This is a genomic window from Streptomyces sp. NPDC040432 (assembly GCF_055595445.1).
This window is the reverse complement of record NZ_JBVIVP010000005.1, coordinates 369,774-388,661: the sequence shown is the minus strand read 5'-3', so window position 1 is coordinate 388,661 and position 18,888 is coordinate 369,774. Positions and strand designations below refer to the sequence as shown.

General features: G+C 72.5%; 16 protein-coding genes. 11 read left to right on the top strand and 5 right to left on the bottom strand.

Annotation, left to right across the window (positions count from 1 at the left end; translation table 11 throughout):
- Nucleotides 1-9 precede the first annotated feature (9 nt).
- Nucleotides 10-426 carry a spore wall synthesis regulator SsgD gene (ssgD, locus tag ACZ58N_RS14790; protein ID WP_453433274.1) on the bottom strand — a complete coding sequence of 139 codons (417 nt, stop codon included), beginning with the start codon at nucleotides 424-426 and terminating at the stop codon, nucleotides 10-12.
- A 322-nt stretch (nucleotides 427-748) separates the two neighbouring features.
- Between ssgD and ACZ58N_RS14785 the strand changes: the two genes are divergently transcribed.
- The gene (locus ACZ58N_RS14785; RefSeq protein WP_471159027.1) at nucleotides 749-1,840 is read left to right on the top strand and encodes a WD40/YVTN/BNR-like repeat-containing protein; all 1,092 of its coding nucleotides are present in this window, start codon (nucleotides 749-751) and stop codon (nucleotides 1,838-1,840) included.
- Nucleotides 1,841-2,028: 188 nt separating this feature from the next.
- Here ACZ58N_RS14785 and ACZ58N_RS14780 read toward each other — a convergent pair whose 3' ends face one another.
- Nucleotides 2,029-2,328, bottom strand: coding sequence for a YciI family protein (locus tag ACZ58N_RS14780; RefSeq protein WP_471159025.1), 300 nt, complete (start codon nucleotides 2,326-2,328; stop codon nucleotides 2,029-2,031).
- A gap of 26 nt (nucleotides 2,329-2,354) precedes the next feature.
- Between ACZ58N_RS14780 and ACZ58N_RS14775 the strand changes: the two genes are divergently transcribed.
- Nucleotides 2,355-3,035: an endonuclease V gene (locus ACZ58N_RS14775; protein ID WP_471159023.1), complete on the top strand. Its 681-nt coding sequence runs from the start codon at nucleotides 2,355-2,357 to the stop codon at nucleotides 3,033-3,035.
- Nucleotides 3,036-3,167: 132 nt separating this feature from the next.
- Here the strand turns inward: ACZ58N_RS14775 and ACZ58N_RS14770 are convergent, their stop codons facing one another.
- Nucleotides 3,168-4,367 carry a saccharopine dehydrogenase family protein gene (locus tag ACZ58N_RS14770; protein WP_471159021.1) on the bottom strand — a complete coding sequence of 400 codons (1,200 nt, stop codon included), beginning with the start codon at nucleotides 4,365-4,367 and terminating at the stop codon, nucleotides 3,168-3,170.
- A 96-nt stretch (nucleotides 4,368-4,463) separates the two neighbouring features.
- Here ACZ58N_RS14770 and ACZ58N_RS14765 point away from each other — a divergent pair, with 96 nt between their 5' ends.
- The 6 genes from ACZ58N_RS14765 (at nucleotide 4,464) to ACZ58N_RS14740 (ending at nucleotide 11,831) form a co-directional block, all read left to right on the top strand.
- Nucleotides 4,464-4,871 carry an MmcQ/YjbR family DNA-binding protein gene (locus ACZ58N_RS14765; protein ID WP_471159019.1) on the top strand — a complete coding sequence of 136 codons (408 nt, stop codon included), beginning with the start codon at nucleotides 4,464-4,466 and terminating at the stop codon, nucleotides 4,869-4,871.
- A 148-nt stretch (nucleotides 4,872-5,019) separates the two neighbouring features.
- The gene (locus ACZ58N_RS14760) at nucleotides 5,020-6,180 is read left to right on the top strand and encodes a CaiB/BaiF CoA transferase family protein (RefSeq protein WP_471159247.1); all 1,161 of its coding nucleotides are present in this window, start codon (nucleotides 5,020-5,022) and stop codon (nucleotides 6,178-6,180) included.
- On the top strand, nucleotides 6,180-7,205 hold the full coding sequence (locus ACZ58N_RS14755) for an LLM class F420-dependent oxidoreductase (protein ID WP_471159017.1): 1,026 nt from the start codon (nucleotides 6,180-6,182) through the stop codon (nucleotides 7,203-7,205). Before ACZ58N_RS14760 ends, ACZ58N_RS14755 begins: the two co-directional genes overlap by 1 nt.
- A gap of 11 nt (nucleotides 7,206-7,216) precedes the next feature.
- Nucleotides 7,217-8,359 (top strand): acyl-CoA dehydrogenase family protein, encoded by a 1,143-nt coding sequence (locus tag ACZ58N_RS14750; RefSeq protein ID WP_471159015.1) that lies wholly within the window; start codon nucleotides 7,217-7,219, stop codon nucleotides 8,357-8,359.
- A gap of 35 nt (nucleotides 8,360-8,394) precedes the next feature.
- Nucleotides 8,395-9,609, top strand: coding sequence for an acetyl-CoA C-acetyltransferase (locus ACZ58N_RS14745; protein WP_471159013.1), 1,215 nt, complete (start codon nucleotides 8,395-8,397; stop codon nucleotides 9,607-9,609).
- A gap of 50 nt (nucleotides 9,610-9,659) precedes the next feature.
- Entirely contained in the window at nucleotides 9,660-11,831 is a 2,172-nt protein-coding gene (locus tag ACZ58N_RS14740) for a 3-hydroxyacyl-CoA dehydrogenase NAD-binding domain-containing protein (protein WP_471159011.1), read from the top strand.
- Nucleotides 11,832-11,951: 120 nt separating this feature from the next.
- Here the strand turns inward: ACZ58N_RS14740 and ACZ58N_RS14735 are convergent, their stop codons facing one another.
- Nucleotides 11,952-12,596: a maltokinase N-terminal cap-like domain-containing protein gene (locus ACZ58N_RS14735; protein ID WP_471159009.1), complete on the bottom strand. Its 645-nt coding sequence runs from the start codon at nucleotides 12,594-12,596 to the stop codon at nucleotides 11,952-11,954.
- 47 nt (nucleotides 12,597-12,643) lie between these two features.
- The gene (locus ACZ58N_RS14730; RefSeq protein ID WP_471159007.1) at nucleotides 12,644-13,372 is read right to left on the bottom strand and encodes a MerR family transcriptional regulator; all 729 of its coding nucleotides are present in this window, start codon (nucleotides 13,370-13,372) and stop codon (nucleotides 12,644-12,646) included.
- An 85-nt stretch (nucleotides 13,373-13,457) separates the two neighbouring features.
- On the opposite strand from ACZ58N_RS14730, the gene ACZ58N_RS14725 reads away from it, so the two are divergent.
- The 3 genes from ACZ58N_RS14725 to aspT (ACZ58N_RS14715) all read left to right on the top strand — a co-directional run bounded on the left by ACZ58N_RS14725 (nucleotide 13,458) and on the right by aspT (ACZ58N_RS14715) (nucleotide 18,801).
- A complete protein-coding gene (locus tag ACZ58N_RS14725) occupies nucleotides 13,458-15,278 on the top strand; it encodes an AMP-dependent synthetase/ligase (RefSeq protein WP_471159005.1) in 1,821 nt (606 codons plus the stop codon).
- Nucleotides 15,279-15,389: 111 nt separating this feature from the next.
- Entirely contained in the window at nucleotides 15,390-17,069 is a 1,680-nt protein-coding gene (aspT, locus tag ACZ58N_RS14720) for an aspartate-alanine antiporter (protein ID WP_471159003.1), read from the top strand.
- A gap of 28 nt (nucleotides 17,070-17,097) precedes the next feature.
- Nucleotides 17,098-18,801 (top strand): aspartate-alanine antiporter, encoded by a 1,704-nt coding sequence (gene aspT / locus ACZ58N_RS14715; protein WP_471159001.1) that lies wholly within the window; start codon nucleotides 17,098-17,100, stop codon nucleotides 18,799-18,801.
- Nucleotides 18,802-18,888: the final 87 nt, after the last annotated feature.

Genomic DNA, 18,888 nt, shown 5'->3' with positions numbered 1-18,888 from the left:
GGCCGGGGGTCAGCGGGAGCCGCGCATCAGCTCGGCCAGGCCGTGGTCCATGTCGAGGTAGTGGTGCTCCAGACCCGACGGCACGAGCGCGGCGGCGCGGTCCAGGAACCGCTGGAGTTCGGCCGTCACCATCAGGACGATCGCCACCCCCTCGGCCGCGTGGAACTCGATCGTCGTCCGGTCCCCGTCGTACGGGCGCACGCGCACGTCGCCGCTGCCGGACGGCTGTCGGACACCGGCCGCCAGCAGCTCGCGGGCGAAGGTCCACGAGACCTCGACGCCTTCCAGGGTGGCGAGCGCGGGGAAGGCCATGCGGACGGCGAAGGGATCAGCCCGGTCGTAGCAGAGGGTGACGGGCACGGTCTCGACCTTCGGCGCGGTGGCGATCAGTCGGGCCTGCACGGCCTGCTCGATGACAGTGATCAAGGCTCGCTCCCTTGCGGCGGATCTGCTGCCGGCCTGTGGGGTGGAGTCCGGCAACCGGATAGACGCCGGAATCGGCACATCCGTGCATGCGGGATGACGTGAGCTGTGTCACCGATTGGCCGGATCTCGCCCGTGTGATCGCACAGAGTGACGGCACGTGGACGGTGGGCCAAGGATCGGCGGCCGGGCTCCCTGATCCCGGGCGCCCGGATTACGTCCGGTTCCCGCTCACTCCACGGGACCAAGGCCGCCCGGAGGTGCCACGGACGGCCCAGTGATGCGCCCTGGACGGAGATCGCGGGGTGCGTTAGCTTCCGGCGCCATGAGACTTCTGGGAGTTGGCATGTGCGCGGCAGCCCTCTTGGTGGGGGCGGTGGCCGCTCCGGTACAGGCGGACACCGGCGCCCCGGCGTCCGCCGGACCGGGCCTACGGGACCTCGGGTGGTCCGTGAAGGCCACCGACAAGGACTCCCGATTCCGCGGCCTGGCCGCGGTCGACCGGAGCACCGCCTGGGTCGCCGGATCGAAGGGCGTGGTGCTGCGCACGGTCGACGGCGGCCGCAGCTGGCGCGACGTGTCGCCGCCCGGGGCCGTCGCCGAGGGCCTGGAGCTGCGCGACATCGAGGCCTTCGACGCCCGCCGGGCGGTCGCCCTGTCCATCGGGGAGGGCGAGGCGTCCAGGGTGCTGCGGACCGAGGACGGCGGCGCCACCTGGACCGAGGCCTTCCGCAACCCCGATCCGCGGGCCTTCTACGACTGCCTGACCTTCTTCGACTCCCGGCACGGGCTGGCCATGAGCGACCCGGTGGACGGCAAGTTCCGCATCCTGGCCACCGATGACGGCGGCCGCAACTGGCGGGTCCTGCCGGACATCGGAATGCCGGCCGCGCTCCCCGGCGAGGCGGGGTTCGCGGCGAGCGGCCAGTGCCTGGTCTCCTCCGGCCCGCGCGACGTCTGGCTAGCCACCGGCGGCGGTGCGACGGCCCGCGTCCTGCACTCCGCGGACCGCGGCCGGACCTGGCGGGCCGCCGACGCCACGGTCCCCGCGGGCGACCCCGCGCGCGGGGTCTTCGCCCTCGCCTTCCGCGACCGTACGACGGGCCTCGCGGTCGGCGGCGACTACCGCACCGACCAGGCCTCGCCGCAGGCCGCCGCCCGCTCCGCCGACGGGGGTCGCGGCTGGCGCCGGGCCGCGACGCCGCCGCCCGGCTACCGGTCGGGTGTCACCTGGTACCCGTACGGGCGGTCCACCGCCCTCGCGGTCGGCCCCACCGGTACGGACGTCACCACCGACGCGGGCCGCACCTGGCGGGCGCTCGACGCCGGCTCCTTCGACACCGTCGACTGCGCGTCCGACGGCGGCTGCTGGGCCGCGGGGGAGAAGGGGCGGGTGGCCCGACTGGAGCGGCGCTGACGGCCCGTACCCCGTCCGCGGGCCGGTCCGTGAGATCGGGGCCGCGGGGCCGGTGAACACCTCCCTGCCAAGGCGGCGGGCCGCGGAGAACCCAGCGGCCGTGCGGAGGGGCGCGCCGTCGGAACCGGCGTGGAACCGGGCGGGCCCGCGCGGGTCGGGTCGGCCCGGTGCGCGGGTCCCGGCGGCGGTCAGGTCGCCGGGTTCTCGCGGACCGTGGCGAGGTCCGCCGAGGTCCTCGTGGCGAGGAACTCGGTGATCCGGTAGGCGCAGACACCGGAGACCGCGAAGGGGTCCCCGGACGCGATCTCCTCGATCTCGGCGCGCGAGACGCCGCCGGCCAGGATGACGCCGCCGTCGCGCGGCACCTTGCGGCCGGAGGCGAGGAAGACGCCGGCCGCGTAGTGGCCGTCCAACCAGGCGATGTGCGCGTCCATCTGCTCCTCGACGGCTTCGACGGGCGCGGTGTAGGTGAGCTCCATGACGAACATGATCGCCAGGCTACTCTCGGACCATCATGACGATTGTGAAGACCCCCGCCGACGAGGCCGAGGCCCGGGCGATACAGGACGAACTGCGCCATCGGGTCGTGCTCACCGAGACCGGCCCGCCACCCGGCGCGGGCCTGGTCGCCGGAGTGGACGTCGCATACGACGACGCGCGGGACCTCGTCGCGGCCGCGGCCGTCGTCCTGGACGCCGGCACCCTCGCGGTCGTGGCCGAGGCCACCGCCGTCGGACAGGTCAGCTTCCCGTACGTTCCCGGACTCCTCGCGTTCCGTGAACTGCCCACCGTGCTCGCCGCGCTGGAGTCCCTGCCCGTCACCCCCGACCTCGTGGTCTGCGACGGCTACGGCCTCGCCCATCCACGGGGCTTCGGACTCGCCTGTCACCTCGGCGTGGTCACCGGGCTGCCCAGCATGGGCGTCGCCAAGAACCCCTTCACCTTCACGTACGAGGAGCCGGGCGCCCGCCGCTCCGAGGCCGCCCCGCTGCTGGCGGCGGACGGAGCCGTGGTCGGCCGGGCCCTGCGCACCCAGGACGGGATCAAGCCCGTCTACGTGTCCGTCGGACACCGGGTCACGCTGGACAACGCCTGCGCCCACGCCCTGGCGCTGAGCCCCCGCTTCCGGATCCCGGAGACCACCCGGCACGCCGACTCGCTGTGCCGCCGCGCCCTGCGCGCCGCGACCGACTGACGGGCCGGCCGGAGCGGCGGACCGAACCGGCCGCCGCAGCCGCCCGACGGACCGCCCGACGGACCGGCCGAATGGTCGCCCGACGTGTCCGCCGACGGGCCGGCCCGTGTCGCGCCCCCGGCCCGGGCCGGCTCAGTCCTCCGCCGCCACCCGGAAACGGATCCCCGCCTTCTGCAGCCGGTCCAGCAGGGCGTCGCCCATCGCCACCGTGGTGGTCAGCTGACCGGCCGCCTCCGGCAGGGCGTCGTGGGCCAGGCACAGCGCGGACTCGGCCAGCATCTTCGCCGTCTCCCCGTAACCCGGGTCGCCGCCGGAGACCTCGGTGAACACCCGCCGCCCCCCGCCCTCCCCGACGAAGCGGACGGTGAACCAACTGCGCGCCCGCCGCTCCGCGTCCGGGCCGCTCCCCGGCTCCCAGCGGCCCATCAGCCACCGGCGGGCCGCCGGGACCTGCGCCAGCGCCGCCACCGCGCCCACGGCGGCCGTGCCGCCCACCGCGACCGGCAGGTGCCGCACCGCGGCGAAGTGCCGGTAGCGGAAGTCCGGCCCGTACCGGGCCAGCGCCGCCGCCGACCGGGCCACGACCGCCGGGTCGAGGGTGGGCAGCGGCAACGCCCAGGAGCCGGTCTCCCGACTGAACCGGGGCGCGCCCACGGGTCCCCGTACGCGCCGCCCCGGCAGCCGGTGCTCGTGCAGCCGGCGGGCCCGGGCCGCGGCCACGGTCTGCGGGCCCCGGCCCAGGGCGGTCAGCGCGGAGGCCAGGGTGCCGCCGGAGAACAGGGCGTTGGAGCGGACGAAGCCGTCCACCCGCAGCGGCACGCCCTCCGGCAGACGGTTCACGGTGAACCAGGCACCGAGGTCGGCGGGGATCGAGTCGAAGCCGCACGCGTGCACCAGCCGCGCCCCCGTTTCCCGGGCCCGCGCGTCGTGGGCCACGTACATCCGGTCGACGAACTCCGGCTCGCCGGTGAGGTCGACGTAGTCGGTGCCCGCCTCGGCGCACGCCTCGACCAGCTCCGCCCCGTACCAGACGTACGGGCCCACGGTCGTGGCCAGCACCCGGGTGGAGGCGGCCAGTTCGCGCAGGGCCGGGCCGTCGGAGGCGTCCGCCCGCAGCAATGGCAGGTCCGCGCAGGCCGGATTCAGGGCGGCGAGGCGCTCGCGCAGCCGTTCCAGCTTGCCGAGGTCGCGCCCCGCGAGTGCCCACCGGCAGTCGGTCGGGGCGTGCGCGGCGAGGTACTCGGCGGTCAGGGCTCCCACGAAGCCGGTCGCGCCGAAGAGTACGACGTCGTGGGCCCGTTGTGGACGGTCGTTCGGGACGTGCTCGTTCATGAACCGCTCCTCCCAGCTGGTATCGGTGGCTGAGGCTAGCGTGGGAACCGACTGTCCGTACGAGCAGGTGTGACCTGCGGTAAGTGGGAGGCGTCGATGAGGGCTGCGGTGCGCAGGTGGGAGGCGGTGCGGGAGTTCGCGCTGGGGCTGCCGGAGGCCGTGGAGGAGCACCCGTGGGGCCCCGAGGACGCGGTGGTGAAGGTCAACAGGAAGATCTTCGTCTTCCTGGGGAACACGGACGGCCCCGGCGCTCCCGGCGTGTCCGTGAAGCTCAAGGACGAGGCGCTGCACGGTCACGCGATGACGGCGCCGGGGGCGGAGCCCACGGGGTACGGGCTGGGTCGGGCCGGCTGGGTCTCGGTGCCGCTCGGGGAGAAGGGGGCGCCGACGGCCGAGGTGCTGTGCGAGTGGGTGGAGGAGAGCTACCGGACGGTCGCGCTCAAGCGGCACGTGAAGGAACTGGACGCGCGGATCGCGGAACGGGCCGGAGGCCAAAACGACTAAGCGCTTGCTCTTGTGCTGAGTGGAACACGTTCCTAGCATCGCTGGTGTTACATCGGTTGTGTCACACACTCGCACCAGGGACGCTGGGGGCTCGATGGCAGTGACGGGGTCAGGAACGGAACCGGGCGTGACGCCGGGCGCGGGCCCGATCGCGGAGCCCGAGGCGGGGCCGGGGGGCGGTCCGGCCGCCACCGGCGGCCCGCTCGCGGGCGTGCGCGTCGTCGAACTGGCGGGCATCGGCCCGGGCCCGTTCGCCGCCATGCTGCTGGCCGACCTGGGCGCGGACGTCGTGCGGGTGGACCGGCCCGGTGGCGGTGGCCTCGCGGTCGACCCGGCGTACGACGTCACCAACCGCAACAAGCGGTCCGTGCTGATCGACCTGAAGTCCGACGAGGGCCCCGCCCGGGTGTTGGACCTGGTCGAGCGCGCCGACGTGCTGATCGAGGGGTTCCGCCCCGGGGTCGCCGAGCGGCTCGGGGTCGGCCCCGCCGACTGCCACGCCCGCAACCCGGCCCTGGTCTACGGTCGGATGACGGGTTGGGGCCAGGAGGGGCCGCTCGCCCACACCGCCGGGCACGACATCGCGTACATCGCCGTCACCGGTGCCCTGGGCATGATCGGTCGCCCCGACGAACCCCCGGCCGTACCCGCCAACCTGGTCGGGGACTACGCGGGCGGCTCGCTCTACCTCGTCATCGGCGTCCTCGCGGCGCTCCGGCACGCCCGCACCCCCGGCGGAGCCGGCCAGGTGGTGGACGCCGCTATCGTCGACGGCACCGCCCACCTCACCGCGATGATCCACGGCATGGTCGCCGCGGGCGGCTGGCAGGACCGGCGCGGGGTCAACCTCCTCGACGGCGGCTGCCCCTTCTACGGCACCTACGAGACCTCCGACGGCGGCCACATGGCGGTCGGCGCGCTGGAGCAGCAGTTCTACGACACCTTCGTCGGCCTCCTCGGGCTCGGCGACCGGGCGCCCGCCCGCAAGGACCTCGCCCGCTGGGGCGAGTTGCGCGAGGCGGTCGCCGCCCGCTTCAAGTCCCGGACGCGCGCGGAGTGGACCGCGGTCTTCGAGGGCACCGACGCCTGCGTGGCCCCCGTGCTGTCCCTGCGCGAGGCGCCCCACCACCCGCACCTCGCCGCCCGCGGCACCTTCACCGACTTCGGCGGAATCACCCAACCCGCCCCCGCGCCCAGGTTCTCCGCCACCCCCACCGCCGTCACCTCGGGTCCGGCGCGGCCGGGCGCCGACACCGGGTCGGTGGCCGCCGACTGGGACGTACCGGGCCTGCTCGGGAAGGAATCCTGATGGAACTCTCGATGATGCTCGACTACGCGGGTGATCCGCGGCGGGCCGCCGACGGGGCCGCCGCGCTGGAGGCGGCCGGTCTCGACGCGCTGTGGGTCGCCGAGGCCTGGGGCTTCGACTCCCCGACGATCATGGGGTACCTGGCGGCGCGGACCGAGCGGATGAAGATCGGCTCGGCCATCGTCAACGTCTACTCCCGCACCCCGGCCCTCATCGCCCAGACGGCCGCCGGCCTCGACGCCCTCTCCGGCGGCCGGGCCCTGCTCGGCCTCGGGGCGTCGGGCCCGCAGGTGGTGGAGGGCTGGCACGGCAGGACGTACGACCGGCCGCTCGGCCGGACCCGGGAGACCGTCGAGCTGTGCCGGCGGATCTGGCGCCGCGAGACCATCGACCACCACGGCATCACCGACATGCCGCTGCCGCCCGAGAAGGGCGGCCGGCACGGCAAGCCGCTGAAGATCCTGACCCGGCCCGTCCGTGACCGGATCCCCGTGTACGTCGCCTCGCTCGGCCCGGCCAACGTGGCGATGACCGCCGAGATCGCCGACGGCTGGCTGCCGACCCTCTTCGTCCCGGAGAAGGCCGCGTCGGTCTGGGGCGGCCCGCTCGCCGAGGGCACGGCCCGGCGGGCGCCGGAGCTCGGCCCGCTGGAAACCGTGGCGGGAGGCCTGCTGGCCATCGGCGAGGACGCCGCCGCCGCGCGGGACCTCGCCCGCCCGCAGATCGCCCTGTACGTCGGGGGCATGGGCGCGCCCGGCAAGAACTTCTACAACGACCTCGCCGTCGCCTACGGGTACGGCGACGAGGCCCGCAGGATCCAGGAGCTGTACCTGTCGGGCCGCAAGCGCGACGCGGCCGCAGCCGTCCCGGACGAGTTCTGCGAGCTCATGACCCTGTGCGGACCCGAGGGCTACGTGCGCGACCGGATCGAGGCCTTCCGTGAGGCGGGCGTCACCATGCTCAACGTCACCCCCGTCGGCCCGGAGCCGGCCCGTCTGATCGAAACCGTCAAGAACTGGCTCTAGGAGGCCCCCTGATGAAGCGCCGGATCTTCGACGCCGACCACGAAGCGTTCCGCGGGACCGTCCGCACCTTCCTGGCCAAGGAGGTGCTGCCGCACTACGAGCAGTGGGAGAAGGACGGCATCGTCAGCCGCGAGGCCTGGCTGGCCGCGGGCCGTCAGGGGCTGCTGGGACTGGCGGTCCCGGAGGAGTACGGCGGCGGCGGCAACACCGACTTCCGCTACGCCGCCGTGATCGCCGAGGAGTTCACCCGGGCCGGGACCCCGGGGCTCGCCATCGGACTGCACAACGACATCATCGGCCCGTACCTGACCTCGCTGGCCACCGAGGAGCAGAAGCGCCGCTGGCTGCCCGGTTTCTGCTCCGGCGAGACCGTCACGGCCATCGCCATGACCGAGCCGGGCGCGGGCTCCGACCTCCAGGGCATCCGCACCACCGCCGAGGACCGGGGCGACCACTGGCTGCTGAACGGCTCCAAGACCTTCATTTCCAACGGCATCCTCGCCGACCTGGTCATCGTGGTCGCGAGGACGACCCCCGAGGGCGGCGCCCACGGGCTGTCCCTGCTGGTCGTCGAGCGCGGCGCCGAGGGCTTCGAGCGCGGCCGCAACCTCGACAAGATCGGCCAGAAGGCCCAGGACACCGCCGAGTTGTTCTTCCACGACGTCCGCGTCCCCAAGGAGAACCTGCTCGGCGAACCGAACGGCGCCTTCCTCCACCTGATGACCAACCTCGCGCAGGAGCGGATGGGCATCGCCATGGCCGGCATCGCCGCCGCCGAACACCTGCTGGAGATCACCCGCACGTACGTGAAGGAGCGGGAGGCCTTCGGTCGCCCCTTGTCCAAACTCCAGCACATCCGCTTCGAGATCGCGGAGATGGCCACCGAGTGCGCCGTCACCCGTGCCTTCCTCGACCGCTGCATCACCGACCACTCCAACGGCGAACTGGACCACGTCCACGCCTCCATGGCCAAGTGGTGGGCCACCGAACTCCAGAAGCGGGTGGCCGACCGCTGCCTGCAACTGCACGGCGGCTACGGCTACATGACCGAATACCGGGTCGCCCGGGCCTTCACCGACGGCCGCATCCAGACCATCTACGGCGGCACGACCGAGATCATGAAGGAGATCATCGGTCGTTCCCTGCTGGACTGAACCCTCCCCTTGGAAACCTCCGAAAGGCTTGACCAGTGAGCACCGAAGCTTACGTATACGACGCGATCCGCACCCCGCGCGGCCGCGGCAAGGCCAACGGCGCCCTGCACGGGACCAAGCCGATCGACCTGGTCGTCGGCCTCATCCACGCCCTGCGCGAACGCAACCCCGGCCTGGACCCGGCCACCATCGACGACATCGTCCTCGGTGTCGTCGGCCCCGTCGGCGACCAGGGCTCGGACATCGCCCGGATCGCGGCCATCGCCGCCGGACTGCCCGACACCGTGGCGGGCGTACAGGAGAACCGCTTCTGCGCCTCCGGCCTGGAAGCCGTCAACACGGCCGCCGCCAAGGTCCGCTCCGGCTGGGAGGACCTGGTCCTCGCGGGCGGCGTCGAGTCCATGTCCCGCGTCCCGATGGCCTCCGACGGCGGAGCCTGGTTCGCCGATCCGATGACCAACTGGGACACCGGCTTCGTCCCGCAGGGCATCGGAGCCGACCTGATCGCCACCATCGGCGGATTCTCCCGCCGCGACGTGGACGAGTACGCCGCGCTCTCCCAGGAACGCGCCGCCGCGGCCGTCAAGGCAGGACGCTTCGCGAAGTCCGTCGTCCCGGTCACCGACCGCAACGGCCTGGTCGTCCTCGACCACGACGAGTTCATCCGCCCCGGCACCACCGCCGACAGCCTGGCCAAGCTCAAGCCCTCCTTCGCCGACATCGGCGACCTCGGTGGCTTCGACGCCGTCGCGCTGCAGAAGTACCACTGGGTGGAGAAGATCGACCACGTCCACCACGCCGGCAACTCCTCCGGCATCGTCGACGGCGCCTCGCTCGTCGCCATCGGCTCCCGCGAGGCGGGGGAGAGGAACGGGCTGAGCCCGCGCGCCCGCATCGTGTCGGCCGCTGTGTCCGGCTCGGAGCCCACCATCATGCTCACCGGCCCCGCCCCCGCCACCCGCAAGGCCCTCGCCAAGGCCGGGCTCACCATCGACGACATCGACCTCATCGAGATCAACGAGGCCTTCGCCGGCGTCGTGCTGCGCTTCGTCGCGGACATGGGCGTCTCCCTCGACAAGGTCAACGTCAACGGCGGCGCCATCGCGCTCGGCCACCCGCTGGGCGCGACGGGCGCGATGATCCTCGGCACGGTCATCGACGAACTGGAGCGCCAGGACAAGCGCTACGGGCTCGTCACCCTGTGCGTCGGCGGCGGCATGGGCGTCGCCACCATCGTCGAACGCCTCTGACCCGTCCTGTACCCACGCCCCCCGGACCTCCCGAAACGAAAGCAGTGACCATGAGCGAGTCCACCACGATCCGCTGGGAACAGGACGAGACCGGCGTCGTCACCCTGATCCTCGACGACCCCGACCAGTCCGCCAACACCATGAACCAGGCCTTCAAGGACTCCATCGCCGCGATCGCCGACCGCGCCGAGGCCGAGAAGGACTCCATCCGCGGCATCATCTACACCTCCGCGAAGAAGACCTTCTTCGCGGGCGGCGACCTCAAGGACATGATCCGGCTGCGGCCCGAGGACGCACGGCTCGCCTTCGACACCGGCACCGAGATCAAGCGCTCGCTGCGCCGCATCGAAACCCTGGGCAAGCCCGTCGTCGCCGCGATCAACGGAGCGGCCCTCGGCGGTGGTTACGAGATCTGCCTCGCCTCCCACCACCGCGTCGCGCTCGACGCGCCCGGCTCCAGGATCGGTCTGCCCGAGGTCACCCTCGGCCTGCTGCCCGCCGGCGGCGGCGTCACCCGTACCGTCCGCCTCATGGGCATCGCCGACGCGCTGCTCAAGGTCCTGCTCCAGGGCACCCAGTACAACCCGGCCCGGGCCCTGGAGAACGGGCTGGTCCACGAACTGGCCGCCGACCGCGAGGAGATGCTGGCCAAGGCCCGCGCCTTCATCGACGCCAACCCGCAGTCGCAGCAGCCGTGGGACGTCCCCGGCTACAGGATCCCCGGCGGCACCCCGTCCAACCCGCGGTTCGCCGCCAACCTCCCGGCCTTCCCCGCCAACCTGAAGAAGCAGCTGAACGGCGCCCCGTACCCGGCGCCGCGCAACATCCTGGCCTGCGCCGTCGAAGGCTCCCAGGTGGACTTCGAGACCGCGCTGACCATCGAGGCCCGCTACTTCACCGAGCTGGTCACCGGGCAGACCGCCAAGAACATGATCCAGGCGTTCTTCTTCGACCTCCAGGCCGTCAACGCCGGCCGTAGCCGCCCCGACGGCGTCGAGCCCCGCGAGGTCCGTAAGGTCGCCGTCCTCGGCGCGGGCATGATGGGCGCCGGCATCGCCTACTCCTGCGCCCGCGCGGGCATCGACGTGGTGCTCAAGGACGTCACCCCGGAGGCCGCCGCCAAGGGCAAGGCGTACTCCGAGAAGCTCCTCGACAAGGCGCTCTCGCGGGGCCGCACCACCGAGGCCGAGCGCGCCGAACTCCTCGCCCGGATCACCCCCACCGCGGACCCCGCCGACCTGGCCGGCTGCGACGCCGTGATCGAGGCCGTCTTCGAGGACACCTCCCTCAAGCACAAGGTGTTCCAGGAGATCCAGGACGTCATCGCGCCCGACGCGCTGCTCTGCTCCAACACCTCGACCCTGCCGATCTCCGGACTCGCCGAAGGCGTCAAGCGGCCCGCCGACTTCATCGGCCTGCACTTCTTCTCGCCCGTCGACAAGATGCCCCTCGTCGAGATCATCAAGGGCGAGCGCACCGGCGACGAGGCCATCGCCCGCGCCTTCGACCTGGTCCGCCGGATCAACAAGACGCCGATCGTCGTCAACGACTCGCGCGGCTTCTTCACCTCGCGGGTCATCGGCCAGTTCATCAACGAGGGCGTCGCGATGGTCGGGGAGGGCATCGAGCCCGCCTCGATCGAGCAGGCCGCCGCCCAGGCCGGCTACCCGGCCAAGGTGCTCTCCCTGATGGACGAGCTCACCCTCACCCTCCCGCGCAAGATCCGCAACGAGACCCGCAAGGCCTTCGAGGCCGAGGGCCGCGCCTGGGCCGAGCACCCGGCCGACACCGTCATCGACCGGATGGTCGACGAGTTCTCCCGCCCCGGCCGCAGCGGCGGCGCGGGCTTCTACGAGTACGACGACGCCGGCAAGCGCGCCCGCATCTGGCCCGGCCTGCGCGAGCACTTCACCAAGGACGGGTACGAGATCCCCTTCGAGGACATGAAGGAGCGGATGCTGTTCTCCGAGGCCCTGGACACCGTCCGCTGCCTCGACGAGGGCGTGCTCACCTCGATCGCCGACGCCAACATCGGCTCCATCATGGGCATCGGCTTCCCCGCCTGGACCGGCGGCGTGATCCAGTACGTCAACGGCTACGAGGGCGGCCTGCCCGGCTTCGTCGCCCGCGCCCGCGAACTCGCCGAGAAGTACGGCGAGCGCTTCACCCCGCCCGCCTCCCTCGTGGCGAAGGCCGAACGCGGCGAGACGTACGCCGACTGAGCGCCGCCGGCGCGCACGGCCGTCCCCGTCCCGACCCCGGGACCGGGACGGCCGCCGGCGGGCCGGCCCAGGTCGTCTCCTCGGATCCTGCCGGGCGTCGCGGGCCCGGCAGGAGGCGGCCTACCGGGCGTCGCGCAGCACCGCGAAGGCGCCGCGCCGCTCGCCGCCGTCCGGGGCGGACCAGCGGGCCAGTACCTGCCCGCGCACGTCCTCCCCGGAGGCGGCCCCCGGACGCAGCACCCGGCTCAGGGTCAGGGTCACCGGCGCCCCCTGCGCCGCCGCGAGGACGGTGGCGTCGGCGCTCTCCGTCACCCGCGCCGGCGCGGCGGGGACGGCGGCGACGGTGCGCACCTCCACCGTCGGGTCGGGGGAGTCGCTCTCGCTCTGCGCCTGCGCCTCGACGCGGCCCGCCAACAGTGCGAACAACTGGGCGACCAGCACGGGATCGTGGGCCCCGTCGTAGACCCAGCGCTTGCCGAGCACGCCGTGCTCCAACGTCCCGATCAGGCCCGCTTCCCCGCCGTCGAGCGGGGCTCCGCGGTAGGTGAGCGGCGTCAGGTAGGCCGGCGCGGCGCCGTCGGCGCCGTCCGTGACGACCAGGAACTCGATGCCGACCTCGCCCTCGGGGTCGTCGAGCCGGAACCCGCCCGCCCTGGCGAGCTCCGGGGCGACCGCGGCGCCCCGGTACCAGGGCCGCGTCGGGAGCCAGGCGGCGAGGAGTTCGACCTTGGTCGGGGTCAGTGTGGTGTGGTGGATGACTGCCATGATCGCGAAACTACTCGGGCCACCGGGTCCGCGCGAGGGCCTTGTCCTCAGTCCGACCCGGGGGCGAACGCCGCGCGCAGCTCCTCCTTCAGGGACCGTTGGAAGGCCGTCACCAACGCCTGCACGACCATCGGCTGCATGTGCGCGGACAGCGCCTTCATCGACTCCACCCGCTCGGGATCGCTCTCGCCCTCGGTGAACGGCCCCCACACCTCGTCGCGGAACAGCGTCGTCAGCTGGTGCGCCGCCGTCCGCGCGTGCTCCAGCAGCAACGTCCGGGCCACCAGGATCGTCTCGTGGGCGATCGGCACGTCGAGGAGCGCCACCCCCAGCCGCAACAGGCCCGGATCGACGCGGAACCCGTCGCCCGAGGCGGCCACCACGTTCATCGCGGCCAGCCGGCGCAGGTCACCGTCCGTCAGGTCCCGGCCGGCCCGACGCTCCAGCTCGCCGCGCGACACCTCCTCGGCCGCGTCCGGGGCCCAGGTGGCCACCAAGGCCCGGTGGATGGCCAGGTCGTGCGCGCTCAGGTCGTCGGGCAGTGCGTCCAGGTAGCGCTGGATCGCGGACAGGGTCATGCCCTGGTGCTGCAACTCCTCGATCAGCGCCAGCCGGGACACGTGCTCCGGGCCGTAGTGCCCCACCCGACGGGGTCCGATCACGGGAGGGGGCAAAAGCCCGCGCGTGCTGTAGAACCGTACGGTGCGGACGGTGACGCCGGCCTTCGACGCCAGCTCGTCGACGGTGAGCATCGGCTCGGTTGCCCGGTCGGCCATCGTCTGCGCCTCGCTCTCTGCTCCACAGCTTGGGTTCAACAGTATTGCTGTCGCACCAACGATGTGAAACGGCCAGGAGCTGCCCATGACCACGAACCTGCGACTGCCCGGACAACCCGGGGAGATCACCCTCCCCGCCCTGCTCGCACGCAACGCCGCCGATCACGGCTCCCTCGCCGCGCTGTCCTGGCGCGAGGGCACGCAGTGGCGGACCCTCACCTGGAGCGAGGTCCGCCGCAAGGTCGCCGTCCTCGCCTCCGGGTACGCCGCCCTCGGCGTCGAGCGCGGCGAACACGTGCTGCTGATGATGGGCAACCGGCCCGAGCACTGGCTCACCGACCTCGCCCTCGTCCACCTCGGCGCCGTGCCCGTCACCGTGTACGGAACCTCCGCACCCGAACAGATAGCCCACATCGCCCGCCACAGCCGGGCCCGGCTGGCCGTCGTCGAGGGCGCACGCGAACTCGCCCGGTGGGAACCGCTGCTGGCCGACGCCTCCGTCCCCCTGGAACGCCTCGTGGTCGCCGAGGCCGCCCAGGCGGGCCCGCACCGCACCTACGGATCGCTGCACGCGAGCGGCGCCCGCCTGCACAGCGCCGACGCCTTCGAGAAGGCCTGGCGGGAGACCCGCCCCGAGGACCCGTTGACCGTCGTCTACACCTCCGGCACCACCGGGGACCCCAAGGGCGTACGCCTGACCCACCGCAACATCATGCTCCAGGCCGTCCGCCTCGACCGGAACACGGACCTGCCGGAGCACGCCGAGCACATCTGCTACCTGCCGTTCGCGCACATCGCGGAGCGGATCCTCGGCATCTACCTGCCGCTGCTGCGCGCCGCCCACGTCCGGCTCGTCGGCGACCCCACCGCCGTGGCGGCCGCCGTCCGCGAACTGCACCCCGTGCAGTTCTTCGGGGTGCCCCGGGTGTGGGAGAAGCTCGCCGCCGGAGTCCGGGCCGTCCTCGCCCAACTGCCGCAGGAGCAGCAGCGGGCCATCGACGAGGCGGGGGACCTGGCCCGGGCGCGGGCCGGCCACCGCGAACGCGGGGAGGACGCGCCGGCCGCGCTCGAAGCCTCGTACGCCGAGGCGCGCGAGCGGGTCCTGGAACCGCTGCTGCGCCTGGCCGGGCTGGACCGGCTCGTGTGGACGGCCAGCGCCACCGCGCCGATGCCGATCGACGTGGTGCGTTTCTGGGCGGGCTGGGGGATCACCATCATGGACGCCTGGGGGCTGACCGAGACTTCCGGCGTGTGCACCGTCAACAGCCCCGACGACTTCCGGCTGGGCTCGGTGGGCCGTCCCATCGAGGGGCTGGAACTGCGTGTCGCCGAGGACGGGGAGATCCTCACCCGGGGCGAGACCGTCTTCGCCGGCTACCTGCGGCCCGACGGATCGGTGGAGGACGCGTCCGACGCCGACGGCTGGTTCCCGACCGGGGACATCGGCCGGATCGACGCGGACGGCTTCCTGTGGCTGACCGACCGCAAGAAGGAACTGATCATCACCTCGAACGGGAAGAACGTGTCCCCGGCCCTGGTGGAGAACACCGTCAAGGAGCATCCGCTGATCGGCCAGGCCCTGGTGCACGGCGACGGCCGCTCCTACCTCGTCGCCCTGCTGGTCCTCGACCCCGAACTGGCGCCGGGCTGGGCCGCCGCCCGCGGGATCGACGCCCCTTCCCTCGACGCGCTCGCCGCCCACCCGGCCGTCCTGGACGAGGTCGCCCGCGCCGTTGAGGCCGCCAACGCCCGCCTCAACCGCACCGAGCAGATCAAACGGTTCCGGCTGCTCGCCGCGGAATGGGGGCCGGAGTCCGGTGAGCTGACGCCCTCGCTGAAGCTGCGCCGCCGTGTCGTCCGGGAGAAGTACGGAGCCCTGATCGAGGGGCTGTACGAGACGCCGTAGCCCGGACGGCCCACCCGGTGGGCGGGCCCCCGCCCACCGGGCGACCGTGGGGTAATGTCGACACGTTCTCCCGGGCCCCCGGGCCCGCCCATCGGGACGGGGTGACCGTCCGTGGGAGTGCTGCGTGACCATCCCGAACTGGCCCTGTTCCTGTGCCTGGCGGCCGGCTACCTCCTGGGCAAGCTGCGGGTCGGCCCGATCACGCTCGGCGGCATCTGCGGCACGCTGATCGTCTCGCTGCTGCTGGGCGCCTGGGCCCACATCGAGATCTCCGCCGACGTCAAGACGATCTTCTTCGCCCTGTTCATCTTCGCCCTCGGCTACCTGGCGGGCCCGCAGTTCTTCGCCAACCTCAACCGCAAGAGCATGCGCTTCTTCGCGCTCTGCCTCATCGAGCTGGTCTGCGTCCTCGGCCTCGCCTACCTGCTGGCGAAGGCCTTCGACCTGGACGTCGGCACCGCCTCCGGCATCCTGGCCGGCGCCGCCACCGAATCGGCCGTCGTCGGCACCGCCACCGAGGCCATCGCCAAACTGCCCGGCCTGACCGCGGAGCAGATCACCACCTACCAGGGCCACGTGGCCACCGCCTACACGGTCTGCTACCTCTTCGGCCTGGTCACCATCGTGATCTACACCAGCCAGATCATGCCGATGCTGCTGCGCGTCAACCTGCGCGACGCCTCCCGCGAGCTGTGGGAGCGGATGCGCGGGGGCGGGGCTGCCCTGGAGAGCGACGAGCGGGAGGCCCTGCCCGGCCTGGTCGGCCGGACCTACCTGGTCACGACCGCCGACGGCCGCACGGTCGGCGACCTGGAGGCCGGCTTCGGCGGCCGGGTCACCGTGGAGGCCGTCAAACGGGGCTCCAGGACGCTGACCCCGGCACCGGACCTCGCGCTCACCCTCTCCGACCTGGTCCTGATCGTCGGCCGCCGCTCGAACACCATCGAGGCGGGCCGCGCCATCGGCCCGGAGACCCCCGGCATCCCGGGCGTGGACACCCCGCTCGTCACCAGCCAGATCGCGGTGACCGACCGTTCCGTGTCCGGCAAGACCATCGACCGGATCGTCCACGAGCACCCCGAGTTCTCCCGCAGCGGCGTGTACGTCACCGACGTGCTCCGCGGCGACCAGAACCTGCCCGCCACCCCCGAGACGGTCATCGAACGCGGCGACGTCGTCACCCTCGTCGGTGCCCGCTCCGGCCTGAACAAGATCGTCGCGAAGATCGGGACCGTCGCGAAGAACGACTCCACCGACTTCGTCTACCTCGGACTCGGCATCGCCGCCGGCTCCCTCCTCGGTCAGGTCGTCGTCCGCTTCGGGGGCGTCCCGCTCTCGCTGGGCACCGGCGGCGGCTGCCTGGTCTCCGGACTGCTCTTCGGCTGGTTCCGGTCCCGCCGCCAGACCTTCGGCGCGTTCCCTCCCCAGGCCGCGACCACCATCAAGGACATGGGCCTCGCGGTGTTCATCGCCTGCACCGGCCTGACCTCCGGCCCGCAGGCCTGGCCGCTGCTCAAGGAGTACGGGGCGCTGCTGCCCTTCGCCGGGATCGCCATGGTCCTCGTACCGGCCACGCTCTCGCTCGTCATCGGCCGCAAGCTCCTGAAGATCGAGCCACCTCTGCTGATCGGAGCGATCGCGGGCCAGCAGTGCTCCACCCCGGCCATCACCTCCGTCACCCAGGTGGCGCAGAGCTCCGTACCGATGCTCGGCTACACGATCACCTACGCCCTGTCCAACTTCCTGCTGCCCCTGACCGGTCCGATCCTCGTCGGGATCCTCGGCGCCTGAGCCCCGTACACCAACGGATGGCACCCACATGATCGATTTCTTGAACCGGAACATCTTCCAGCCCCACCCCGAGCTGCTCGTCTTCCTCACGGTGGCCGTCGGGTTCCTCGCCGGCAAGCTCCGCTACAAGGCGATCGCCCTGGGCGCCGTGACGGGCTGCCTGATCGTGGGCCTGGTGTTCGGAGCGCAATTCAAGATCACCATCGACGGGACCGTGAAGAACCTCTTCTTCACGATGTTCCTCTTCGCACTCGGCTACAAGGTCGGTCCCCAGTTCTTCCGGGGCCTGAAGAAGGACGGCCTGCCCCAGGTCATCAACGCCGTCATCGTCTGCGTGACCGGCCTGCTGGTCTGCTGGGGGTTCGCCTCCTTCCTCGGTTACGGGCCGGGCCTCAGCGCCGGCCTGCTCGGCGGGGCGCTGACCCAGTCCGCCGTCATCGGTGTCGCACAGGACGCCATCGGCAACCTGCCGGGCCTGTCGGCCGACCAGGTCAAGGAGCAGGAGAACCTCGTCGCCGTCGGCTACGCGGTCACCTACCCGCTCGGCACCATCCTCTGCGCGATCCTGCTGGCCTCGATCCTGCCCCGGATCTACCGCCGGGACCTGGCCGCCGAGAGCGCCAGGCTCGCCGTCGAGATGGACGCGCCCGCCGACGACCCGGACCTGCACGAGGGGTACTACGAGGTCGTCCTGCGCGCCTACACCATGGTCATGCCGGACCTGGTGGGTCGCACCATCGAGGACTTCGAGCAGCAGCAGAAGGCGCTCGGCCGCCGCATCTACCTCACCCGGATCCGCCGCGACGGCGCGATCATCGACCACACCCAGCGGACCGCCCTGCGCGAGGGCGACGTGGTGGCGGTCTCCGCCCTGCGCGACTCCCTGGTGGCGTTCGACGCGCGCAGCCACATCGGCCCCGAGACCGACGACGTCGAGCTGTTGGGCTACCAGACCGAGACCCTGCACGTGGTGGTCTCCGAGAAGGCCCAGTTGGGCCGGACCATCGCCGAACTGCGTGCCGAACCGTTCATGGTCGGCGTGTACATCGACAAGCTGTACCGGGCGGGCGCCGAGTTCCCCTACCGGCTCAGCACCCCCGTCGAGCGCGGTGACACGGTGATCCTTTCGGGGCCGAAGCGCCTCGTGGACCCGGCCGGCGCCGCCCTCGGCAAACCGGTTCCGACGAGCTTCGCCACCGACATGATCTGGGTGGGCCTCGGCATCTTCCTCGGCGGCTGCCTCGGCATCCCCGCCCTCACGGCCGGCGGCGTACCGATCTCCCTGTCCACCTCGGGCGGCGCACTGATCATGGGCCTGGTGTTCGGCTGGATCCGGGGCAAGTACCCGACGTACGGGAACGTCCCGCCCGGAGCCCAGTGGTTCATGGACACCTTCGGACTCTGCCTCTTCGTCGCGGTCGTCGGCATCAACGCCGGGCCCAGCTTCACCAGCGGACTGGCCCTGGCCGGCTGGGGCCTGCTGATCTTCGGGGCCGTCGCCACGCTGATCCCGCTGCTCGTGGGCTTCCTCGTCGGCCACCACATCCAGAAGATCCGCTTCCCGATCCTGATGGGGGTCCTCGCGGGCGGCCAGACCACCACGGCCGCGATCGGCGCCGTGGTCGAACAGTCCAAGTCCCAGGTGCCGGTGCTCGGCTACACGATCCCCTACGCCATCAGCAATGTGCTGCTGACCATCTGGGGCGCCGTCATCGTCCTCCTCCACCACTGACCCCGCACCGGCCCGCGCGCCGTCCGACCGACGCGCCGTCCGACCCGTACCGCCGTCCGACCCGTACCGCCGTCAGAGCCGCACCGC